We start from the raw sequence: 22,572 nt of genomic DNA on the forward strand, positions 1-22,572 counted from the left end.
ATGCCGACGTCTTTCATACTCGTGTGCCTGTGCGGCGGTCTGGGCGCCGTGGCTCGTTTCATCCTAGACACGTCGATCCAGCGCTGGTGGAGACGCGCATTCCCCCTCTCCACGCTGATCATCACCGCCGTCGGCGCGTTCTGCGTGGGCCTGGCCGCAGCAGCCTTCATGAATCAGGCGGTCGACATGCGCACGTATCTGCTGTTCGTGATCGGCTTTTTCGGCGGATTCTCGACCTTCTCGACCGCCGTCAATCAGATAACCTCGTTGGTGCGGGGCCGCCGCCAATGGAGTGCTATGGCGTATCTGGCCGTCACGATTCTGGCTTCGCTGGCGTGCATTGCGCTCGGGTGGTGGCTCGGCTCGCTGGCGCACTGACGGATGCGATGCCGCTGCCGGGCCGCGCTCTTCATACCCTATCGCCGCAACGTGCCGGTAACATCGGGGCGCATCTGGTTACCTGACGGAAATCTTGCCGCAACCAAGTGCGCCGTTCCTCTCCCTAGGTTAAGGAGGGAAATCGAGGGGAGGACGCGATATGACAGCTGTACGGCGCAAACTGCGCGGGCACCCGGCACGAATGCTGCTGAGTGCGATGTTCTTAATGTTGCTGATTGCCATAAGTGGCGTATGGTCCACGACTGCGCAAGCTGCGCAGTCCGTTCAGGTATGCAATCCAACCGGGACCAACGGATGCGTCAACGGCATCCTGCAGGACGCCAACAAGCAGCCGATCGCCGGCGCTACGGTGACGCTATCCGGTACGGAAAGCGCTACTACGACGACTGACGACACCGGCAAGTGGGCGTTCAGCGTGACGGCTGACGGAAAATACACGGCGACCATCGACGCCGGAGTGGCGAAGGAACACGGTCTTAAGGCAAACGCCGAAACCGTGGAGATCAAGAAAAGCGACTTCTCCAAGCAGCGCGGCGTCGTGCGATTCGACAAGCCTGGCGAGACGTCGAATCCGTCCTCCAGCGCAAGCGGCAGCGCTTCGGCGTCGCCTGGCGCTTCATCCAGCTCATCCGCGCAGAGCGGCTCCAGCGGCTCCTCCGGCTCCAATTTCGGCGCACGAGTCTGGCAGCAGCTGTATTCGGGCATCATCTTCGGCCTGATGCTCGCGCTGATGAGCGTGGGTATGAACCTCGTCTACGGCACCACGGGCCTGAGCTCCTTCTCGCACGGCGAGCAGGTGACGCTCGGCGGCCTTATGGCATACGTCGGCGTGCAGCTGATCCACATGCCGCTGTGGGCCGCGGCGATCTTCGCCATCGTCATCGGCGCCGCTTCCGGGCTGCTGCAGAACGAACTGGTATGGGGTCCGCTGCGCCGTCGGCACGTCGGCACCATGCAGCAGATGATCGTCACCATCGGCCTGTCGATGGTGCTGCAGTACCTCTTCCAGTTCTTCCTCGGCGGCAACGTCAAGGGCATTACGACCTCGGTCGATCAAGGGTTCAAGATCGGCCCGATCACCACGAATATGCCGACGCTGCTTTCCGCGGCGATAGCCATAATCGTCATCGCCGGCGTCACCTTCTTCCTGTACCGCACTCGGCTAGGACGCGCCACTAGGGCCGTCTCCGACAATGCCGCATTGGCATCCGCCTCGGGCATCAACGTCGAGCAGGTGGTTCGCGTCGTATGGATTCTGTCCTGCGCGCTCGCCGCCCTGTCCGGCGTGCTGATGGGCATCTACCTCAACGGCATCGCATGGAACACGGGCGCGGTGCTGCTGCTGCTCATGTTCTCCGCGGTGACATTGGGCGGCCTAGGCACGGCGAACGGCGCGCTGGTCGGCTCGCTGGTCATCGGCATCGTCGCGGATATGAGCTCGCTGATCATCCCCAACGACATGCGCTACGCGAGCGCGCTCGCTATTCTCATCATCGTCCTGCTGCTGCGGCCGCAGGGTCTGTTCGGCAAGTTGCAAAGGGTGGGCTGATCATGGATTTCATGAACCTGATATCCAATTCACTGGGCGAACTGATCGCCCCGACCACGGCGGCATACGCCTTGGCCGCCATCGGACTCAATATCCACTTCGGCATGACCGGCATGTTCAACATGGGCCAGGCAGGCTTCATGCTGCTGGGCGCCTATGGCTTCGCCATCAGCCAGTCGATGGGCTGGAACCTGTTCGCCTCGGTGTGCATGGCGCTGCTGCTGGCAGGCATCTACGCGCTGCTGCTGGGCATACCGACGCTGCGGCTCGGACCCGATTACCTGTCGATGGTGACGCTGGCCGCCGCCGAAATAGTGCGCATCGTGGGCAGATCGACCTCGATGACCAAAATCACCGGCGGCTCTGGCGGCATCTCGCCGCAGGACTTCACCACGCAGTTCGAGGCACTTTCGCCGCTGCCTGACGGCCGTTCGACCTTCCTGCTGTGGACGTACTCGAACAACATCGCCGACTCGTGGTGGATTCGCATTGCGGCGTGGATCCTGGTCATCATCGCCGCGCTGCTGACTTGGCGTTGGTTCAAGTCGCCGTGGGGCCGCGTGCTCAAGGGCATCCGCGAGGATGAGAACGCGGTGCGCTCGCTGGGCAAGCCGGTCACGCGCTTCAAGCTCCAATCGCTGTTCCTCGGCGGCGCGTTCGGTGCGCTCGCAGGCATCCTCTTCGTGCTGCCGAGGTCGGTGCAGCCGGATTCGCTGGGCCGCCAGGTCACGTTCTATACCTGGACGATTCTGCTCATGGGCGGCGCGGCCACAGTGCTCGGGCCCATCCTGGGTTCCTGCCTGCTGTGGGTGAGCCTGACCTTCATCAAGGAGCTGATGCGCGATACGATCCCCGACACCCTCATCTCCTCCAATCAGATCGAGGCGCTGGGCTGGGTGATCATGGGAGTCGCGCTTATGTGCCTGGTGATATTCAGACCGCAAGGATTGATGGGCGACCGAAGGGAGTTGGCGTTCCATGGCTGAGCAAAATATTCCATTCCACGATCTGGCCAAATGGGCGACGAAAGCGCCGGAAGGCGAGGGGCTGATCTCCACGGCCTTCGGCGACAAGGTGCAGAAGGATCTTGAATTCGTCGACAACACGCCGGGCGTGCCTAAGCCCGATCCGATTCTGGTGGCCGACACCGTCACCCGCAAGTTCGGGGGGGTCACCGCCGTTGATGTTCAGCATTTCGAGATCGAGCGCCACGGCATCACGGCGCTGATCGGGCCGAACGGCGCGGGCAAGACCACCTTCTTCAACCTCATGACCGGATTCGACACGCCGAATTCGGGCACCTGGCAGTTCGACGGGCACCCGCTCTCCTCGGTCTCGCCGGAGAAGGTCGCCCGCATGGGCATGGTCCGCACCTTCCAGCTGACCAAGGTCATGAGCCGGCTCACCGTGCTCGACAACATGCTGCTCGGCGCACCGGTGCAGCCGGGCGAGGGCATGCTTACTTCGCTGTTCCCCGTGCGGTGGCGCAAGTATGAGAAGCAGAACATCGAGAAGGCCGAATCGCTGCTCGAACGCTTCCTGCTCATCAAGAAGAAGGACGATTTCGCCGGCTCGCTTTCCGGCGGCCAGCGCAAGCTCCTGGAAATGGCCCGGGCGCTGATGCGCGACCCGCAGCTGGTCATGCTCGACGAGCCGATGGCCGGCGTGAACCCGGCGCTCAAGCAGTCGCTGCTCGACTGCATCATGTCGCTGCGCGAGGACGGCACCACGGTGCTGTTCGTCGAGCACGACATGAACATGGTGCGCCACATCGCCGATTGGGTCACGGTCATGGCCGAGGGCAAAATCGTGGCGGAAGGCCAGCCGAAGAGCGTGATGAACGATCAGGCCGTGGTCGACGCCTACTTGGGCGCACGGGCCAACATCGACCTAGGTGATATCGACAATCTTGAGGAGATAGCGCCTTCGGCAGGCACTCAGGCGGAAGGAGCCGAACTATGAGCGAGGCAGCAGTAGTATCCCGCGCCGAAATCCATATCGGCGAACCTGAGGGCGAGCCGCTGATGGACGCGGTCGACCTTGTAGCTGGCTATCTGCCCGGGGTCAACATCCTCGACGGCGCGTCGCTGACCCTGCACGACGGCGAGATCGTCGGCATCATCGGCCCCAACGGCGCCGGCAAGTCCACGCTGCTCAAGTCGCTCTTCGGCCTGGTGCATGTATCGTCGGGCGAGCTGATGCTGCGCGGCGAGAAGATCACCAATATGCGCGCCGACAAGCTCGTGGCCCGCGGCGTGGGCTTCGTGCCGCAGACTGAGAACGTCTTCCCTTCGCTCACCATCGCCGAGAACATGCATATGGGCGCCTTCCAGGCCCCGAAGCTGTTCGCCGAGCGCTTCGACTACGTCTGCTCGATTTTTCCCAAGCTCGCCGAGCGCAAGGATCAGCTCGCCGGCTCGCTTTCCGGCGGCGAACGCCAGATGGTGGCCATGGGCCGGGCGCTGATGATGAAGCCGTCCGTGCTGCTGCTCGACGAGCCTTCGGCAGGCCTGTCGCCGATGCTGCAGGACGAGACTTTCATCCGCGTGCGCGAGGTCAACAAGGCCGGCGTCTCCGTCATCATCGTCGAGCAGAACGCCTCGCGCTGCCTGCAGATCTGCGACCGCGGCTATGTGCTCGATCAGGGCCGCAACGCCTACTCGGGCCGGGGCCGCGACCTGCTCAACGACCCCAAGGTGATCTCGCTCTACCTGGGCAATCTCGAAGAGGAAGTCGAGGAGGAGGGGCGCTGACCGGCGGCATCGCGGCAGCGGCGCTGCCGGCAGTGCCTATGGTCTGACAGCTACTGCGAGGCGGCCCGGCGGAATTGACCGCCGGGCCGCCTCGCCATTGCAGCGACTGTTTCGGCTGCCGTTGCGCCGCCTTCCTGCGCGTCCTATGCCCACTCCATGTGTCGTCAATGTTTCCGGTAGTTTACCAACTTCACCATGTGGAAACATTCGGCACACGCCCTCGTTGCATCGCCGGCTTACATTCATCACCAAGACCGGCGGCCGTATGCTGCCGCTCGAACCATCGCCCGCTATCGCGGGCCTGAAGAGGAAAGACAAGGGTGATTGCAGATGAATAATGCCCGTTACAAGAAGCTGCCGGTTATCGCCACGGCTGTGGTGGCCGCTGCGGTTATGGCTTTGGCTGGATGCGGCTCGTCGTCGTCCGGCTCTGACTCCAGCTCGTCAGGATCGTCCAACGACGCCTTCGTGCTTGGCGCGCTGTTCCCCGAGACCGGCTCGCTCGCCTTTCTGGGGCCCGCCGAGACCTCGGCGTTCAAGCTGGCCACCAACGACATCAACGCCGCCGGCGGCGTGCTCGGCAAGAAGATCACGACGGCGACCGCCGATGTCTCCGACGCCGACCACGCCGACCAGAACACCTCGGGCACCCAGTCCGTGCTCTCCAAGAATCCTTCGGTGATCCTGGGACCGGCTTCCAGCTCCGTGGTGAAGAACGTCTACAAGTCGATCAGCGAGGCCAAGGTCCCGCAGATCTCGATGGGCGCTACTTCGCCCAGCCTCTCCGGCGTAAGCCCGTACTTCTTCCGTACCGTGCCGCCGGACTCCGTGCAGGGCGCGGTGCTCGGCAACGTGATCGCGCAGGATGGCGTGCGCAAGCTGGCCATCGCGGTGTTCAACGACGAGTACGGCACCAATCTGCGTGACGTCGTGGTCAAGACGGCCGAGGCTGCAGGCGTGCAGGTCGTCTACGGCGAGAAGGACACCTTCGACCCGACCGAATCCAACTTCTCCTCGCTGGTCACCACCATCAAGGCCACGAATCCTGACGCCGTGCTGGTGATCGCCTTCGACCAGACCAAGCAGCTGGTCAAGGAGATGTCCAGCCAGGGCGTGGACACGAAGACCAAGATGTACATGACTGATGGCAACACGGCCGACTACTCCAAGGACTTCGATCCGGGCCTGATCGAGGGCGCCACCGGCACGATTCCAGGCGCTCACCCGAGCGACGCGTTCCAGGCCAAGCTCAAGGCCGTCCAGCCGGGGCTGTCCGACTTCACCTACTCCGCGGAAACCTATGACGGCTCGATTCTCGCAGCGCTCGCTGCCGAGAAGGGCGGCGCCGTCGACGGCGTGACCGTGCAGAAGAACCTCGCGGCGGTCTCCGGCGCGAAGGGCGGCACCGAGTGCAAGACCTACAAGGCCTGCCTCGCCCTGCTCAAGGACAAGAAGGACATCCACTACGTAGGCCAGGCCGGCATCGGCCCGTTCAACGAGAATGGCGATCCGAGCAGCGCCAGCATTGGCGTCTACAAGTTCGATGCGAGCAACAAGCCGGTGTACGACCACTCCCAGGCCGGCGAAGTGCCGAAGAGCTGAACCAGCTGAACTGACGGCGGTCGCTGCAACGCAGTTGCGACGACCGGCGCAGGCAGCCGCCAGCAAATCGGGTTGCGCCCGCAGTGCCATGAGGCCTGCGGGCGCAACGCGTAGCTGGCTGTGTTTTGGCCAGCGGCCGGCTGCATGCATGATTCTGCGTTTCGTCGGCCGCCGATATGAAGCCGTACGTAGCTGATGAGCCGTCAGTCGCGCCGGTCGATCCGGCCGGCTGTCTCTCAGGGCAGCCGGATCATCTAGGGCAGCCGGATCATCGTCTTCTGAAACGCCACAGCGAAAGCACGCCGACACGCCGGAGGTGTCCATTATGTGGACGCTCGGATGTGACTTCAGTCTGCCGAGCCTACCTTAACAACCAGTCGGGCAAACAGCCCGCCAAGAACCGTATGACGATGAGAGGAGGTCCGTCACGATGACTATGAATATGAGAGCATGCTGCGTTGCCTTTGCGCGAATTATTATTCCGTCTTCGTTGGCGGATTGATTCGATATTCGTTTCGGCCCCGTCAATGAAGGCAGGGCCACGGTATCGCACATCATGCGACAAGCCCTGCACGAGTTGCGGGGCTTTTTTGTTGCGCCCCACAAGGTCAACGCCTCATGAAAGCCAGGAAGTACGCAGTACGTGTTGCTGCGCGTATGCGCCGGGAGACTCCCGGCGTGCCGCGCGGCGCTTCAGGAGAGATACGTCAATGACTTCAGTCAATGCCACGGCAAGTGGAAAACTGGCAGAACGGCCCGCGTCGGCAACAGCCGCAAAACTCGGCACTATGGCCCGGGATTCGGTGAAAACCGTGATCGCGGCTTCCATGGTCGGCACTGCCATCGAATTTTATGATTTCTATGCCTACGGAACGGCGGCGGCGAACTACTTCCCCAAGCTGTTCTTCTCGCAGGCCACCAATCCCACCGTAGCCCTGCTCATGAGCCTGCTCACCTTCGCCATCGCCTTCATCGCCAGACCATTGGGATCATTGGTGTTCGGGCATTTCGGCGACAGTCTCGGCCGCAAGACCACGCTGGTGGTCTCCCTGCTCACCATGGGCGTCGCCACGTTTCTGATCGGCTGCCTGCCGACATACTCGCAGTGGGGCGTGCTTGCGGTCGCGGTGCTGTGCCTGTGCAGGTTCGTCCAAGGCATCGGACTGGGCGGCGAATGGTCCGGCGCGGCGCTGGTCGCCACGGAGAACGCGCCTGAGAGCAAGCGCGCCCTTTACGGCTCCTTCCCCGAGCTGGGTGCCCCGATCGGGTTCTTCCTATCGAACGGCACGTACTTCGTGCTGGAGGCGACCACCAATTCCGATGCGATGCTCGCCTGGGGCTGGCGCGTGCCCTTCCTGCTGTCGTCGGTGCTGGTGATCGTCGGCCTCGTCATCCGCGTGCGCATGGAGGAGACGCCGGTCTTCCGCATCGCCCAGCAGGAGCACCGCGTGGTCAAGGCGCCGCTGACCACGGTGCTGACCCGGAACTGGCGTCAGGTGCTGCAGGCCACCTTCCTCGTGGCCGTCACGTACACGCTGTTCTACACCTTGGCCACCTGGTCACTTGCCTGGGGCACGAAAAGCGTGGCGCAAGGCGGCGGCGGACTCGGCTTCACCAACCAAGAGTATCTGCTCATGCTCATGGCCGCGATCTGCGTATTCGCGGCGTTCATCGTGCTCTCCTGCCTGTACGCCGACAGGATCGGCCGCCGACGCGTGCTGATGTTCTCCTCATGCGCCCTCGTGGTGTTCTCGCTGGTGTTCCCGTATCTGCTGATGGGCGAGGGGCGGCGCGATTTCGTGCAGGTGATGGTGTTTCTGTGCGTCGGCTTCGCCCTGATGGGCATCGCCTTCGGACCGATAGGCGCGTTCTTGCCGGAATTGTTCGACGCGAATGTGCGCTATTCCGGCTCCGGGCTGGGCTACAATCTCGCGGCCATCGTCGGCGCGGCCTTCGTGCCGACCATCGCCACCTGGCTCTCGCACAACTGGGGCGTGCGCTCCGTCGGGCTGTACCTCGCCGTCATGGCGCTGTGCTGCCTGGTGGCCGTGGCGACCTGCCGCGAGACCAAGGACGCCGACTTCACCAAGTAGACGTCGTGCGCGGCGGCTGGATGCACTGTGTCATTAGGCACGGTGTCAATTCGGCACGGTGTTATTCGGACCTGTGCCGATTTGGCAGGGTCGGCAAGAATAAGGAAGGAGGAATCCAAGCACCATCGGTTGCATGGCATAATCAGCACGCAACATAAGCCAACCCACGATGGTGCAGCCAATATCAGCGTTCATCAATTTCATCCGATTTCATCCGATTCCGTTTCATGCGGCAATGCGCGGATAGTGCGTCCTGCGACGGCATCGCGCTCGAAACGACATGGCGGCACAGCGCCGTCGGGGTTTCGAGTATGATGGGCAACGGTTAGTAGGACAAAATCCGATTGCATACGCCGCTTGAATGGCGGCTGGCCCCGTGTGAGGGCCATCATGACCTGAATTTTCAACAGCACAAATAAGGAGTGCATATATTATGGCAGCACAAATCTGGTACGAAGACGATGGCGATCTCTCTGTCCTCGCGGGCAAGAAGGTTGCGATCATCGGCTACGGCTCGCAGGGCCACGCGCATGCGCTGAACCTGCGCGATTCCGGCGTCGACGTCGTCGTCGGCCTGCGTCCCACCTCCAAGTCCGTGGAATTCGCCAAGGAGCAGGGACTCGAGGTCAAGAGCGTGCCGGAAGCTTCCGCCGAGGCGGACGTCATCATGATCCTGGCGCCCGATCAGTTCCAGCGCACCATCTGGGCCAACGACATCGAACCCAACATCAAGCCGGGCGCCGCAATCGCCTTCGCCCACGGCTTCAACATTCATTACGGTTACATCAAGCCGTCCGCCGATCACCCGGTCTTCATGGTCGCCCCCAAGGGCCCGGGCCACATCGTGCGCCGCGAGTACGCCGCAGGCCGCGGCGTGCCGGTCGTGGTGGCTGTCGAGCAGGATCCGCGCGGTGACGGCTGGGCCATCACCCTGGCCTACGCCAAGGCGCTGGGCGCGCTGCGCGCAGGCGCCATCAAGACCACCTTCAAGGAAGAGACCGAAACCGATCTCTTCGGCGAGCAGGATGTGCTCATGGGTGGCGTCAACCACCTGGTCGAGTGCGGCTTCGAGGTGCTCACCGAGGCTGGCTACCAGCCGGAGATCGCCTACTTCGAAGTGTGCCACGAGCTCAAGATGCTTGTCGACCTCATGAACGAAGGCGGCCTGAACAAGGCTCGTTGGAGCTGCTCTGACACCGCGCAGTACGGCGACTTCATCTCGCAGGTCGTCGACGACTCCACCAAGAAGCGCATGGAGTACCAGCTGGGTCGCATCCAGGACGGCTCCTTCGCCAAGGAGTTCATCGACGATCAGGATGCCGGCGCGCCGAAGTTCAAGGAGCTGCAGGAGAAGTTCTCCCACGAGAAGATTGAAGAGGTCGGCCCGAAGCTGCGTGGCATGTTCTCCTGGAACAAGGGCGAAGCCGCTGACGCCGACGAGAACCAATCCTTCACTGGCAAGATCGTTCGCGCACAGTCCGAGGCGTGAGGCAGACAACGCAGTGCGTTGTCTGTAGCCGAGGCCGAGCAACTGAGCCGTTAAGTGAACAGCACTGTGTGCTGTTCATAGGCGAGACCGAGCGCCTGCTAAGGGCGCGAGGTAAAGAGTCTCCGCAAGGGTCTAGCAGTAATGCCTACGCCACGACTGCCTACTAAAAAACCGCCGTTCGTTGACTATCAAGATCAACGAACGGCGGTTTTCGCGTTCCTCTGCGGTTTCCCCATTAACTCCGCGCGACACGACTGGGTTACGGAGTGCAGTCGGGTGATAGCGAATTCGATTCGCGGAATTTTGCCACCGAAAATCGCTAGCACCCGACTTATGGCACCCCAACCCGGGCGTGTCGAATTTGATGGTGCCCGGTTATGCGCGGTTATGCCTGACTGTACCTTGTGGAGGTCTGCGTTGCTTGCTAATGTGTGGCCTTGCAAGACACGGGAGCTGGAAAGCTGAGAGGGAGATTGATTCTCCGACCGTTGAACGTGACACGGCTAATACCGTCGAACGAAGTCAATGCCTATCTTGGTATTCCTTCTCGTGATACCTATGTCTGTCGGCTTCTTTTTGAGGTCGGGCGGGCAGCAGCATCGGAGGAGAATAATGTCTGCAAGCAACAATAACCATCGATCTGACGGCCAATCGTCAGTGCCGTCGTCCGTTTCGTCAGTATCGTCGTCGGTGAACGGCGCGGAGGGTAGCGCGACGGGCAGCGTGGCGCAAGGTCGCGGCGGCAGCGTCGTTACGCGCAGCCGTCACTGGTACCGCTGGCGTCCGGTCGACATCACCGTCGCCTCGGTTATCGGCGTGGCGTCCGGCCTGGTGTTCTGGGCCTTCGACCTGATCGTCACCGCTCCGACCGCCGTGCTGAAGGGCTTCGTCCCCGGTTTGGAAGGTGCGCTGAACGGCTTCTGGTATTTCGGCGGCGTGCTGGCGCTGATCATCGTGCGCAAGCCCGGAGCCGGGCTGTACGCTGAAACGGTGGGCGCATTGCTTGAGCTGGCGCTCGGCAACCAGTGGGGCGCGGCCGGTTCGCTGGTCGCCGGAATCGTCCAAGGCGTCTTCGCCGAAATCGGATTCCTTATCGTGGCGTATAAGCTCTGGAACGTCTGGACCGCAACGCTTTCGGGCGTCACGACCGCCATCGGCGGCGCGGCCTGGTCGCTTGTGACGGCCTACGCCGGCATGTCCAGCATGGGGTACTTCGGCGTCATGTATATTGTGGCCAGCTGTGTTTCCGGCGCAATCGTGTCCGGCGCGCTGATGTGGTTCCTGTATCTTGGCATCGCCCGCACCGGAGCGCTGTCGCGCTTCGAGTCGGGCCGCATCGCCACTGCTAGGGCATAACTGGCGCGAAAAGGCCGGTGAGTGGTGGGACGCGGCGTATTCCTGCCAGTTACGTGGACAACTGGAGCGAATCGGCCGCTGAATTGTCGTCAGCGGCGTATCACTGCCAATTGCCCAAGGTCGACGCTACACAACGGACGCTGCGCTGATGCCCGGACGAGCATCAGCGCAGCGCCGCTCGTGCTCAGCCGAGGTAGTCCGAGGCGTTGGTGGGGCTGGATGGGACCGCGTGGCCTTCGGTCACCGTGCCGAGTCCGGAGCGGTATGAGGCCCGGCCGGCTTCGATGGCGTGCTTGAAGGCGCGGGCCATGAGCGGGATGTTGCCCGCGCTGGCGATCGCGGTGTAGGCCATCACTGCGTCGGCCCCCATCTCCATCGCCTCGCAGGCTTGGCTCGGTCGGCCGATGCCCGCGTCGATGATGACCGGCACCCCCGCGTTGGCGATGATGACCTCGATGAAATCGCGCATGCGGATGCCTTTATTCGAGCCGATCAGTGAGCCGAGCGGCATCACGCAGGCCGCGCCCGCGTCCTCCAATTGGCGGGCGACGATAGGGTCGGGGAACATGTAGGGCATGGCGACGAAGCCTTCGTTGGCCAGTATCGCCGTGGCTTTGATGGTTTCCGCATTGTCGGGCAGCAGATAGCGCTGCTCGTGCTCGATTTCGATTTTCACGAAATCGGTATGGCACACCTCGCGTGCCAGCCGCGCGATGCGCACCGCTTCCTCGGCGTTGCGCGCGCCGGAGGTGTTCGGCAGCATGGTGATGCCTTTGGGAATGTAATCGAGTAGATTGTTCTCGGTCGTGCGGCATCGGCGCAGCGCCATCGTCACAATCTGTGTGCCGGCGTTTTCAATCGTCGCCTTGATGAGGTTGAGATCGTAGCGGCCGGAGCCCAGGATGAAACGACTGGTGAAGCGGTGCCCGCCGAGTATCAGCGGATCGCCGTCGCCGGTTTCGATCGCGTCATAGGCGTGGGCGTCAGGCTCCGGCAGGATCGCCGTGTTGGTGGTGGTGCCGACCAGCGCGTCGAGGTCGATGTCGGCTTCAGTGCTGCGATCGTTGGCGACGGCTGAATCATTAGCTATGCCAATGCCTGTGCCGGCGCTCTCGGTGGCGGATTCTTTGGTGGTGGCTTGCGCGGTGACGTTGCTTATCGAGCCGTCGCTCACAGCGATGTCGCTCGTATCGGTGTCACGCATAGTATCGTCGTTTATTATGGTTGCGCTCATGCTGACCTCCTGATAGTTTGGCCCTTGCACTGCGCTGACTGAACGTCGAATGAACGAGTCTGCGGATGCAGGCAAGCTGTGGCGAGTCGTTGCGCGGGTTCCAGACCCATATTCGTATTCGTGCTGCTCATAGCGGCCCTACGCTTCCTGCTCGCCCAGAATCAGGCGGGTGATCATATTCGCCTCATGGCAGGCCACGATTCCCACTCGCGGTGCCATAAGCCCGGCACCTGGCTTTGGAGCCGTGACGCCGTCGCCACAGAAGTAGAAGTTGCTCGACACTCGGCGTGTCTCGACGAGGTTCGAACTGCGGAAGCCCGCCATGCCCGAGGCGGAGACCAGCTTTTTGCTGGGCAGCTGCTCAAGCACGGCGTTGACCAGCAGCGTCTTGTTCTCCGGCACATCGAAGGCCTCGCAGATGATGTCATCATTGGCGAACAGCTCGCTCACGTTGTCGTCGGTGACTTTCGTGGTGTCGATAGTGACCTCGACGAAGGGGTTGATCTGGGCGAGATTGGCCTGCAGCGCCTCGGTCTTGTATTCGCCGACGTCTTTGAGGAAGTACTGCTGGCGATTGAGGTTGGTCATGTCGACGCGGTCGAAATCGACCAGGTGCAGGTGCCCCACGCCGATGCGCGTGAGCGCCACCGCGATGGTCGAGCCGAGGCCGCCCAGTCCGGCGATGGCGACGTGCGCCGCGTCGAGCTTGGCCTGCGTGGCTGCCGAATGGCGTTCGCTCAGCGCGTCGCGCACCTCGCTTTCGCTGACCATAGCCAGCGGATTGGGCGGGGTGGCGAATGCGGTGCGCCGCGCTTCGAGCTGCGCTTGCGATGCTGATGGGGTGAATCCTTGTGGTATCGGCATGTCAGCCTCCCTGCACGAAAGTGACGATTTCGAGCGTATCGGTGCCCTTGAGCGTGGTCTGCGCGCGCTGGGTCCTGGGCACGATGGCACCGTTGAGTTCGACGGCGACCCGGTTGGCGTCGAGCCCCTTGCTTGCGATGAGGTCGGCGACGCTTATCGGCGTCGCGACTTCTTCCTGTATTCCGTTGACGATCATGCGATCTTCCCTTCCGTTGTGCGTATCGTGGCGGTTTGCGTGTTGTGCTGGCCGCGGCGTTGCTGCGCAGCTGCCGTGCGTTCCTCGCGGGCGCGGGGTCGCACTCGGCGCAGTGCGGAGCAGCGCAGTGCAGGCCGTCATGATACGAAAAAAGGGTCGCTGGAAAGGCCGTACCCTGTGAGGTGGTGCGCCCCTCCATGACCCTAATCATGCGATATTCGATATTCAGTTATCGCGAACGGCGGCGCGACGGCAGGCCACGTATGGCATGGCACGGCCCAAGATGTGAGGATGCGGAAAGCCGCCAGCTATGGCGACATCAACAACTCGTTTCCTTACGGCGGCATTACCCGCGTCAAGTTCTCGGTCGAAGTCCGCGACTTCCTCTCAGCCCTTTCGAGCTCCCGTTCGGTTGTGCCTTCATCATGGCCGCGCCCGCGGACAAGCGTGTCGATGCCTGTGGTTGTTGGGTTTCGGGTGAACGGGCTGTTGCGGTGCGGCAAGTCGAGGACTGCCGCGCTGTCGACAGCCGGTTGGGGGAGGACCGCGTTCTATCCTGCGGATGCGGGGCCTTGGGCGGTACGAATGGCAGTGGACACGGCAGCATGTTCCATAATGGCTGCTGGTGGTTGCGTACATGGCTATTCGCCAGCCGTGTGTTTTCCTTCATGGTCGGGCATGCGCGGGCGGAAGGGCGCTCGGGGGCCCTACGGTTCACCGGAATGCTGGGAAGCTCGCGTCGCATAGCCGAAGAATGGCTATCTGCGTTGTGTGTGGCGCTATTGGGATGCCGCAGAGGTCTATCTCGCTTATGTGTGGCGTTATTTCGATGAGGCTCGAGTATTGGGCGTTCCAAAACCGCCATTTTCAGCCAGCGATACCTAGGGTGCCAAGGAATTAACGCCTCACGCAACGCAGATAGACCTCCGCGAGGCTAAATTAACGCTACACACAACGCTGATACACGCGCACAACAGAAAAATCGTCCTTGCCGCAACTCGAAAACCCGTCTTAATTGGTGCCCGTCCAGCCCTGTGTCATGATGGAGGCATGGCAACTGACGATGGCGCGCGCCGCGCACGCAACCGCGCGGCGGTTGAAACCTTCCTGCATTCCGGCCACGGCGACGCGCTGCTGCACCGGCATGAGCTCTTCTGCGAGGATGGGATTTCGGGGCTGTGGACCTCCGACACCGGCGAACCGGTGTTCGTGCAGGGACGTGAGTCGATTGCGCGCTACGACCTGTGGTCAGCCAAGCACTTCCCCGATTGGCAATGGCGCGATATCACTATCTGGACAACCGATGACGCTGACGTGGTCTGGGCGGAATGCGACGGTTCGGGCACGCTGAACCTGCCCGGGCATGATTCGGTGCAGTATACGAATCATTTCCTGTATTGCTTTGATATGCGCGACGGCCTGATCGCCCGCGAACGCGAGTTCATGAATCCCATCGTCGAGATGAAGGCGCTGGGGCTGGCGACGCCGACGATTGATCTTGGCGATTTTCCTGACTGACGTATTGATTCGGGTGCTGGATGAGCTATTGGTAGTGTTTGATGATGCTGCCACAGTGAATGGCGATGCAAGGAATGGCATCGGTGCTGGCGGATTGGGCGGCATGGCCAACACAGCCAGTAGCGTCGATATGGGTAGTGGCATCAGAGACAATAGCGGCGTCGATATCGGTGTGGGCAATGGGACAGCTGACGCGATCGACGTAATAGCAAACGAAATTTCGGAAGGACGCTTCATGCAGCAGAAACAGCAGCAATACGCAACAGATTTCGATGGCACGGCAGAACTTGCGGGCTTCCAGGTACCACGCATCGGGATGGGGCTGATGGCGTTGTCGATTGAGGGGCGCCCGAGTTCGCGCGAGCAAGCCATTGACACGATTCACGCCGCGCTGGATGCCGGTGTGCGCTACCTCGACACCGCGTGGTCGTACTACTTGCCGAGCAGGCCGGGCATTGGCGCACCGGAGGATATGGGCTACGGAGAGTTCCTGGTTCGTGATGCCCTACGCTCCTGGGGCGGTCCACGCGACAAGGTGCTGGTCGCCACCAAAACCGGGTTCCGCCGCATCTGCGATGCAAACGAGGTGTTCGTGCGCGATGCCGATGATGCGGCTGCGACGTCTGCTTTCGGCGGCGATGCTGCTGCCTCGCGCCAGCAGCTGCGGACGGCAGGCAGCCGCTACGGCTGGATGGCCGATTCACGGCCGGAGACGATGATCAGCGATGCCAAGGAATCCGCCCAGCGGCTTGGTGTCGAAACGCTCGACCTGCTGTTTTCGCATGGCCCTGACCCGGCGGTGCCCTACGAGGACCAAATGGGCGCGCTGCGGCAGCTGATTGATGAAGGAGTCGTGCGCAACGCTGGAATCTCGCGGGTCGACAACCATCAGATCGATATTGCCGCATCGGTGCTCGGGAGTCGTCTCGTCGCGGTGCAGAACCAGTTCTCGCCCTCCTGCCATGATGGGGGGGAAACCATGCGGCATTGCGCCGAACTGGGCTTGGCCTACATCTGCTTTTCGCCGTTGGGTGGTTTCCTCGACGCCTTCGACCACGCAGTCTACGACCCCTTCCGCGCGGTCGCGGCCGAGCGTGGAGTGTCCTACCAGCAAGTCGTGCTCGCCTGGGAGCTGACACGATATCAGCGCCTTTTCGTCATCCCCAGCGCACGCAACCCGCACGAGATCTGCGATTCCTTTGCGGCCGAAGATCTCAGGCTCAGCGAGCAGGAGCTTCGGATACTGTCCGACGAATGATGCGTAGGCAGACAGGTCCACTGATCCATTTCGGGGACAGCTTGGCAATGGCCACGGTGTTTTTGGGAGAATTGGACCGTTGTTTTGCAGCGGTCGTGAGTGGTCTGTGAATTCATTAGGTTGATTTGGGGAAGCTACGGAGTCTCGCGCATCGGAGTAGTCGTGCGGCGTTACTCGAAAACGGGGGTATTCCGCCGAAGTGTTGTGCACTGAATTCGGCGGCTACTTTGCGAAAGGCCTAATGAATGAAAAATGTGCCTAATGAGTGATTGAACCCTGCTTGAGCATTACCTGATTGGGTGTGATTGCCGCAGTATCTTCCTCAGACCGTTCATTAGGTCTTTTTTTCGTTCATTAGGCCGATGCGAAAGTATACGCTTGCTCAGGTCGCCGCACGATTCCTGCAATTCCGCCAATACTGAGCATGGATAATCTCTTGAAAAGCCTTGTGCGGATGAATTCGCGAGGAAATGGGCCTAATGAATGACGGGTGAGCGGAACAGCAAGCCGCGCTATTTTCTATTATTAATGATAATCGTTTGTACTTTATTGATTTTGAGTGTACGCTCCGAAAATATGACATTCATAGAGCAGCCATACGAAGTGGCAGGCAGCCGTCGCGGCAGTCGTGAGGCGAGGCGAATCATGGCATCGGGCCGTCCGCAGGCGCAGCAATGCGACGGTTTGACTGCTCCTGCGCGTGAATCGCGTGATGGAAGCACTCTCGGGGCGGCACGACGAAGAGGCGAGGCGGAGCCGTCCGCGATTGCAGCCGATCAGCGTGCGGTGATGCTGCGCAAAGTCGATATCGCGCTCGCCGGATTTGAGGGTTCGGGCATGATTCGCAGCTCGTAGCGCCGGGCGTATGCCTGCGGCTTGTGCGCGTAGAAGCGCAGAACCGTAGAAATGCAGTGCGTGCAGAAATCCTTAGAAAGCGGCTGCCGAACAACGTAACAACAGGAGAAACGATTGAAGAGAAAAGAGCAGGAATGCAAAGGCAAACAGCTGTGGTGACGGGCGATTCCGTTACTGCGCAAGGAGTTGCGCCCACGCGACGCGGGCGGGAAACTGGTGTGCGTCGAGTATCGAAAGACGGTGATTTTCGGCTTGGCAACAGCGCAACAATCAGCGGTGCGGAGAGACGCGATGAGCAAGGCGGCAGTGCGCAAACTCGCAATACGCAAGATGGCGGGAACGCGAGGGGAAACAAGAACGCGCAAGCCAAGAACGCGCAAAGCGGCAAGAACGCGAAATCCAGCCACAACCAGTCTTCGGCTTCGCTGATGCAGTTCTTCCGTCCGGTGCGCGGCAAGTTGATTGCGGCCATCGCGCTGCAAATCGTCGCGTCGCTGTTCAGCGTCATGCCGTATATCGCGCTGCTCTGGCTCGCCGACGCTATGGCGGTGCCGGCCAGGCCCGACGGGCATACGGCGTGGAACGCGGTGATGATCTACCTGATCGCGGTGAGCGTGGAATCGCTTATCGCCGCGCTGGGCATGCTGCTCACCCATATCGCCGACGTTGATCTGCAGGCGCGGACGCGAATCGATCTGGCCGATACGCTGGGTCGCGTGCCGCTGGGATGGTTCGATGCGAACGGTGCGGGCCGCGTGCGCAAGGCGCTTAACGACGATGTCGAATCGCTGCACCATCTGATTGCACACAGTATTTTGGATATCGCTTCGGCCGTGGTCACACCGCTGGTGGGCGTCGTGTTCTGCTTCGTGATGGATTGGCGCATTGGGCTGATCGCGCTGATTCCGGCGGTGCTCTACATGGCCACCTTCTCGCTGATGTCGCCGCGCGATAATCGCGGGGTGATGGACCAGATCGCAGCCAGCCTCGCCGCAGTGAGCGAGGCGATTGTCGATTATGTCGGCGGTGTGGCCGTGCTCAAAATCTTCGGGTGCGCCAAGGAGGGCTCGCGGCGATTTCGCAAGACGAGTAACGCCTTCATCAGTGACTTCGCGCGGCTCGTCGGCCCGCAGATGCGTGCGCAAGCCGTGGCGCTTATCTGGCTTTCCGCGCCGGTTGTGGCTTTGATGGTCGCTCTGGGCGGCGTGATATTCGTGGATTCGGGAAGCATCGAACCGGCCAAGGCGCTGGTCGTGGCGCTGGTGGCGCTCTCGCTGCCCGGCGCGCTGATCACCTTGGCTTCCGGCAATCAGGCCTACAGCGAGGGACGCGAAGCGGTGGAGCGCATCACCGGACTGCTGAACGAGCCGCCGCTGCCACAGCCCAGTAAGCCATTGCGCCCGGCGAATCGGACAGTTGAATTCGACGACGTGCATTTCAGCTATCCGCAGGTAGATGGTGCTGGTGACGTTGCTGATAGTGCTGATGGTGCTGAAGGTGCTGACAATTCCTCTCTCACAGGAGACGGTTATGCGAACAATCAGAACGATTCCGGCATTCTCGACGGCGCATCGGGCAACGAGCCGAAGGATGTCTCGGTTGCTGTGTCGGTGAGAGGTTTGTCAGATGTTGCATCAAGCAGCGCGTTTGGTAGTGTTCCACGTGAAACGTCACGCGAACCGACGAATACGGCTGATGTGGCGAATGAAATGGCAAATGTCTCTGACTCGAATGAAGCCATTGCAGGCGTCAGCTTCACCGTGCCCGAAGGCGGCACCGTGGCGCTGGTCGGCCCTTCGGGAGCCGGCAAATCCACGCTGGCCCTGCTGCTGGCGAGATTCCACGATGTGGACGCCGGTTCGATACGCATCGGCGGCGTCGATGTGCGCCAGATAACGGAGCCGGTGCTGCGGGCGAACGTCGGCCTCGTGCTGCAGCAGGTGCAGCTTCCAGCGCTGTCGTTGAAAGAGAATATCGCGCTGGGGCGTTCCGACGCCTCGATGGACGATATCATCGCTGCCGCCAAAGCCGCGCATATCCATGAGCGCATCATGGCGCTGCCACGAGGCTACGATTCGGTTATCGGCGATGACGCACTGCTTTCGGGCGGCGAGGCACAGCGTGTGTCGATCGCGCGCGTGATTCTGCAAAACACGCCGATCCTCATCATGGACGAGGCGACTTCGGCCGCCGACCCGGAAATCGAGACGGAGATTCAAAGCGCGCTGTCCGATCTGGTGGTCGGCCGCACGGTTGTCATCATCGCGCATCGTTTGCAAACCGTTCAGCATGCGGACAATATTCTGGTTATTGATCACGGCCGCATCATTCAGTCCGGCACGCACGCGCAGCTCGCCAACGTACCGGGAGCGTACGCCGACATGTGGCAGGCGCAGCAAAGCGATAAGGGTGCGCAAGCCAGTGCCGCAAGCAGTGCCGAAACCAGCATTGCAGCCAGCGCGGCCAGCGCAACCGACGCGGCCAACGCAACCACCGCTATCAGCAAGGAGGATCGCTCATGATCAAGGCATTGATGGCAATTGGCGACCAGTTGTCCAGACGCGCTCTCAAGGTATTTCTCATTCTCGCCGCGATCAACGGCCTGACGCAGGGCGCGGCGCTGGCGGCGCTCGTGCCGCTGCTCGTCTCGATGTTCCGGCGCGACACGCACGGCATGTGGCTGTGGCTCGTGGTGCTCGCCGTGGCCGCGCTCGTCAACGCGATTTTCGTCGTGCTCTCCTCGAACCATTCGTTCGCCGTCACGGTTGATGTCATCCGCGATATGCAGGGCCGGCTCGCCGACCATATGGTGCGGCTGCCGCTGGGCTGGTTCGGCGGCAACGCACAGGCAACGGCGTCGGGCATCGCGGTGAGCGGCACGATGTCGGTGGCGCTGACCATATCGGATGCGCTTATCCCGGTCGTCACGGCGGTGACGGTGCCGATTGCCGTGGCGATTGTCGCTCTGGCGTTCAATTGGCAGATCGGGCTCGCGCTCGTCGTCGCCATTCCGGTTGTCGCTCTGGTGACGCGGTGGGGCGAGCGGCGCAACGCCAAGGCCGAGACGGGCGTGCATGAGGCCGAATTCGAAACCGACCGGCGGCTGCTCGAATTCGCCGACCAGCAGGTGGTGCTGCGCTCGGCAGGCATTCACGGCACGCAGTACCAGCCGCTTGCCGACGCCATCGCGGCGCGGCGCAGGGCCGACAGGAAGTCGCTGTGGTCGTCGATAGTCAGCATGATTCCTCAGCGCATCGTGATCGATTTCGTCTTCGGCATTGCGGCGGGCCTCGGCGTGCTGCAGGCCGTGTCGGGCGATGTGGACTCGGTGGCGATCATCGCCGTGATAGCGCTCACCTCGCAGGTCATCAACCCGCTGCGCGTGCTCGCCGAACTGCTGACGACGCTGCGCCGTGCCGAGCTGCAACTCGACGAAGTCGCCGACGTGTTGAACGAGCCGGAGATGGCCGTTCCCGAGGTCTCCCGCGCGCAGCCTGCAGACAACGCCGTGCAGCTGGACCATGTGGTCTTCGGCTACGGCGACCGCGCGCCAGTGCTCGACGGCGTGGATTTGGAACTCGAACCCGGCACGGTCACCGCGCTCGTCGGGCCGTCCGGCTCCGGCAAGACGACGGTCACGCGGCTTATCGCGCGCTTCTGGGACGCGAATCAGGGCGCGGTGCGTATCGGCGGCGTCGACGTCAAGGACTTGAGCGATGAGGATCGCGCTGCTCAGCTCTCGCTCGTGTTCCAGGATGTGTACCTGTTCAACGAGTCGCTTCGTGAGAACATTGCGCTGGGCGACCCGGGTGCCAGCGAGTCGGAGGTGCTGCGCGCGGCCGAACTCGCACGGGTCACGCCGATTGCCGAGCGGATTCCCGGCGGCTGGAATGGTTCGGTCGGCGAAAGCGGGAAGCTGCTTTCGGGCGGCGAACGCCAGCGCGTCTCCATCGCCCGCGCATTGCTCAAGAAAGCGCCGATTCTCTTGCTTGACGAGGCGACCGCCGCGCTGGACGGCGTGACCGCCAAGGCCATACGCACCACCATCGAGTCGCTGCGAGGCCAGGTCACGGTGCTCATCATCGCGCATCAGGCCGAAACCATCGCCAACGCCGACCGCGTCGCGTTCCTGGAGCACGGCCGCATCTGTGCGCTCGGCACCCACCAGGAGCTGTTCGCCAGCAACCCGCGCTACGCCGCTTTCTGGTCCGGCCGTGCCCAAGCCCAGCAGTGGCAGCTTGGCTGAGCCGTGAAGCAGACAGCACGGCTGAACCGTAAAACAGACAGCACAGTGTGCTGTCTGTAGGTGAAGTGAGGCCCCGCTAAGGGGCCGAAGGACGGCGTGTTTTGCGCCGTCAGTCTGTAGGCGAAGTGAGCAGCCGAACCGTTAAGTGAACAGCACGGTGTGCTGTTCATAGGTGAGGTGAGCGACCCTTAAGGTCGCGAAGGCGGTGCAGTAGGCTCCGCTAAGGCTGCGAAGGACGGTGCCCTATTCGGCACCGTCAGTGAGCTAAGGTCCGCAGTCCACATCTACACAAGTCGGGTGGTAGCGATTTCAGTTGGCGGTATTCCGCCAGTCGAAATCGCTACCACCCGACTTGTGTATATCACCCCGGGCGTGTTGTGGTTTGACCTGATAACTTGATTCCTCAAATAGCACATACTGTAAAAAGTTTATAGTGTGAGGTAATATATCAAGTATATGGAGCTTTGCATGCCGTATATGCGGGTTGGTGCGTACAGATGGCATAACCATCATGGCGATAGGCATCGTGGTGGCAAGCAATGCGCAATGCATGCCAAACGGTTATGCGCCACGCGCGCACGTGCCGAAGCTGCAAGCCACGCAACTGGGAAGAGGGAATTCGTATGGGGTTCGAGCAGGAGGCGTTCGAGACGCTGCTCGCCAATGTCATGAGCAAGCGCTCGCTTGCGGCCAAGCATTACTCGCGGTATGGCAGCGGCGAGCCGTTTGTGTTGCGTCATCTGCGCAAGCAGGGCACGTCGACGCCGTCACAGCTCGCCTCGGCGCTGCGGTCCAGCTCGGGCCGCATCTCCGCAGTGCTCTCGTCCTTGGAGAAAAAGGGCTTCGTGACGCGCGAGGTCGATGTCAAGGATCGGCGCAATATCCTTGTTTCCATAACCGATACCGGGCTTGAGCAGGCGCTCAAGGACCGCGACGAGGCCCGGTCGGCGATCTGCTGGATCTTCACGCAGATGGGCGAACGACGGACTCGGGATTTCGTCGATCTGGTCACCGAGTTTCATGTCTATATGTCGATCTGCAAGCCGGGCGAGCCGCGCCCGACGCGCGAGGAGATCGAGAAGGCCTTCGCGAGCCTGCCGCACGACGAGTAAACCGCTGGCTGGCCGACAGGCCGAATCGGCGTATCGCAACGACGTATC

18 protein-coding genes are annotated in these 22,572 nt (G+C 61.9%); 15 read left to right on the forward strand and 3 right to left on the reverse strand.

What is annotated here, in order from left to right:
* The 9 genes from BISU_RS05865 (at position 1) to BISU_RS05905 (ending at position 11,241) form a co-directional block, all read left to right on the forward strand.
* Complete coding sequence (locus tag BISU_RS05865; RefSeq protein ID WP_024463096.1) at positions 1 to 378, forward strand: fluoride efflux transporter FluC; 378 nt, start codon at positions 1 to 3, stop codon at positions 376 to 378.
* Positions 379 to 538: 160 nt separating this feature from the next.
* Positions 539 to 1,948 (forward strand): ABC transporter permease subunit, encoded by a 1,410-nt coding sequence (locus tag BISU_RS05870; RefSeq protein WP_024463097.1) that lies wholly within the window; start codon positions 539 to 541, stop codon positions 1,946 to 1,948.
* Positions 1,949 to 1,950: 2 nt separating this feature from the next.
* On the forward strand, positions 1,951 to 2,934 hold the full coding sequence (locus BISU_RS05875) for a branched-chain amino acid ABC transporter permease (RefSeq protein ID WP_024463098.1): 984 nt from the start codon (positions 1,951 to 1,953) through the stop codon (positions 2,932 to 2,934).
* Positions 2,927 to 3,910: an ABC transporter ATP-binding protein gene (locus BISU_RS05880; protein WP_024463099.1), complete on the forward strand. Its 984-nt coding sequence runs from the start codon at positions 2,927 to 2,929 to the stop codon at positions 3,908 to 3,910. The genes BISU_RS05875 and BISU_RS05880 overlap by 8 nt, the downstream gene beginning before the upstream one ends.
* Complete coding sequence (locus tag BISU_RS05885) at positions 3,907 to 4,701, forward strand: ABC transporter ATP-binding protein (RefSeq protein ID WP_024463100.1); 795 nt, start codon at positions 3,907 to 3,909, stop codon at positions 4,699 to 4,701. The genes BISU_RS05880 and BISU_RS05885 overlap by 4 nt, the downstream gene beginning before the upstream one ends.
* 330 nt (positions 4,702 to 5,031) lie before the next feature.
* Positions 5,032 to 6,303, forward strand: a complete 1,272-nt coding sequence (locus BISU_RS05890) for an ABC transporter substrate-binding protein (protein ID WP_024463101.1) — start codon at positions 5,032 to 5,034, stop codon at positions 6,301 to 6,303.
* Positions 6,304 to 7,091: 788 nt separating this feature from the next.
* Positions 7,092 to 8,396, forward strand: a complete 1,305-nt coding sequence (locus BISU_RS05895) for an MFS transporter (RefSeq protein WP_024463102.1) — start codon at positions 7,092 to 7,094, stop codon at positions 8,394 to 8,396.
* A gap of 433 nt (positions 8,397 to 8,829) precedes the next feature.
* Positions 8,830 to 9,885, forward strand: a complete 1,056-nt coding sequence (gene ilvC, locus BISU_RS05900) for a ketol-acid reductoisomerase (protein WP_024463103.1) — start codon at positions 8,830 to 8,832, stop codon at positions 9,883 to 9,885.
* A 723-nt stretch (positions 9,886 to 10,608) separates the two neighbouring features.
* Positions 10,609 to 11,241, forward strand: a complete 633-nt coding sequence (locus BISU_RS05905) for an ECF transporter S component (protein ID WP_033502700.1) — start codon at positions 10,609 to 10,611, stop codon at positions 11,239 to 11,241.
* Between the two features lie 184 nt (positions 11,242 to 11,425).
* On the opposite strand, the gene BISU_RS05910 is transcribed toward BISU_RS05905, so the two are convergent.
* From BISU_RS05910 to thiS, 3 genes are all read right to left on the reverse strand, one after another.
* The gene (locus tag BISU_RS05910) at positions 11,426 to 12,475 is read right to left on the reverse strand and encodes a thiazole synthase (protein ID WP_226839103.1); all 1,050 of its coding nucleotides are present in this window, start codon (positions 12,473 to 12,475) and stop codon (positions 11,426 to 11,428) included.
* Positions 12,476 to 12,613: 138 nt separating this feature from the next.
* On the reverse strand, positions 12,614 to 13,339 hold the full coding sequence (gene thiF / locus BISU_RS05915; protein WP_033502626.1) for a sulfur carrier protein ThiS adenylyltransferase ThiF: 726 nt from the start codon (positions 13,337 to 13,339) through the stop codon (positions 12,614 to 12,616).
* A gap of 1 nt (position 13,340) precedes the next feature.
* Positions 13,341 to 13,535, reverse strand: a complete 195-nt coding sequence (gene thiS / locus BISU_RS05920; protein ID WP_024463107.1) for a sulfur carrier protein ThiS — start codon at positions 13,533 to 13,535, stop codon at positions 13,341 to 13,343.
* A 1,050-nt stretch (positions 13,536 to 14,585) separates the two neighbouring features.
* On the opposite strand from thiS, the gene BISU_RS05925 reads away from it, so the two are divergent.
* The 6 genes from BISU_RS05925 (at position 14,586) to BISU_RS05955 (ending at position 22,524) form a co-directional block, all read left to right on the forward strand.
* The gene (locus BISU_RS05925; protein WP_024463108.1) at positions 14,586 to 15,053 is read left to right on the forward strand and encodes a PhzA/PhzB family protein; all 468 of its coding nucleotides are present in this window, start codon (positions 14,586 to 14,588) and stop codon (positions 15,051 to 15,053) included.
* A gap of 235 nt (positions 15,054 to 15,288) precedes the next feature.
* Positions 15,289 to 16,311 (forward strand): aldo/keto reductase, encoded by a 1,023-nt coding sequence (locus BISU_RS05930; protein ID WP_081672656.1) that lies wholly within the window; start codon positions 15,289 to 15,291, stop codon positions 16,309 to 16,311.
* Positions 16,312 to 16,887: 576 nt separating this feature from the next.
* Positions 16,888 to 17,166 (forward strand): hypothetical protein, encoded by a 279-nt coding sequence (locus BISU_RS05935; RefSeq protein ID WP_024463110.1) that lies wholly within the window; start codon positions 16,888 to 16,890, stop codon positions 17,164 to 17,166.
* Positions 17,167 to 17,300: 134 nt separating this feature from the next.
* Positions 17,301 to 19,688 carry an ABC transporter ATP-binding protein gene (locus BISU_RS11615; protein ID WP_081672634.1) on the forward strand — a complete coding sequence of 796 codons (2,388 nt, stop codon included), beginning with the start codon at positions 17,301 to 17,303 and terminating at the stop codon, positions 19,686 to 19,688.
* Positions 19,685 to 21,412: an ABC transporter ATP-binding protein gene (locus tag BISU_RS05950; protein ID WP_024463112.1), complete on the forward strand. Its 1,728-nt coding sequence runs from the start codon at positions 19,685 to 19,687 to the stop codon at positions 21,410 to 21,412. The genes BISU_RS11615 and BISU_RS05950 overlap by 4 nt, the downstream gene beginning before the upstream one ends.
* A gap of 623 nt (positions 21,413 to 22,035) precedes the next feature.
* On the forward strand, positions 22,036 to 22,524 hold the full coding sequence (locus BISU_RS05955) for a MarR family winged helix-turn-helix transcriptional regulator (protein ID WP_033502624.1): 489 nt from the start codon (positions 22,036 to 22,038) through the stop codon (positions 22,522 to 22,524).
* Positions 22,525 to 22,572 lie beyond the last annotated feature (48 nt).

The organism is Bifidobacterium subtile, from assembly GCF_000741775.1.
Taxonomy (GTDB): domain Bacteria; phylum Actinomycetota; class Actinomycetes; order Actinomycetales; family Bifidobacteriaceae; genus Bifidobacterium; species Bifidobacterium subtile.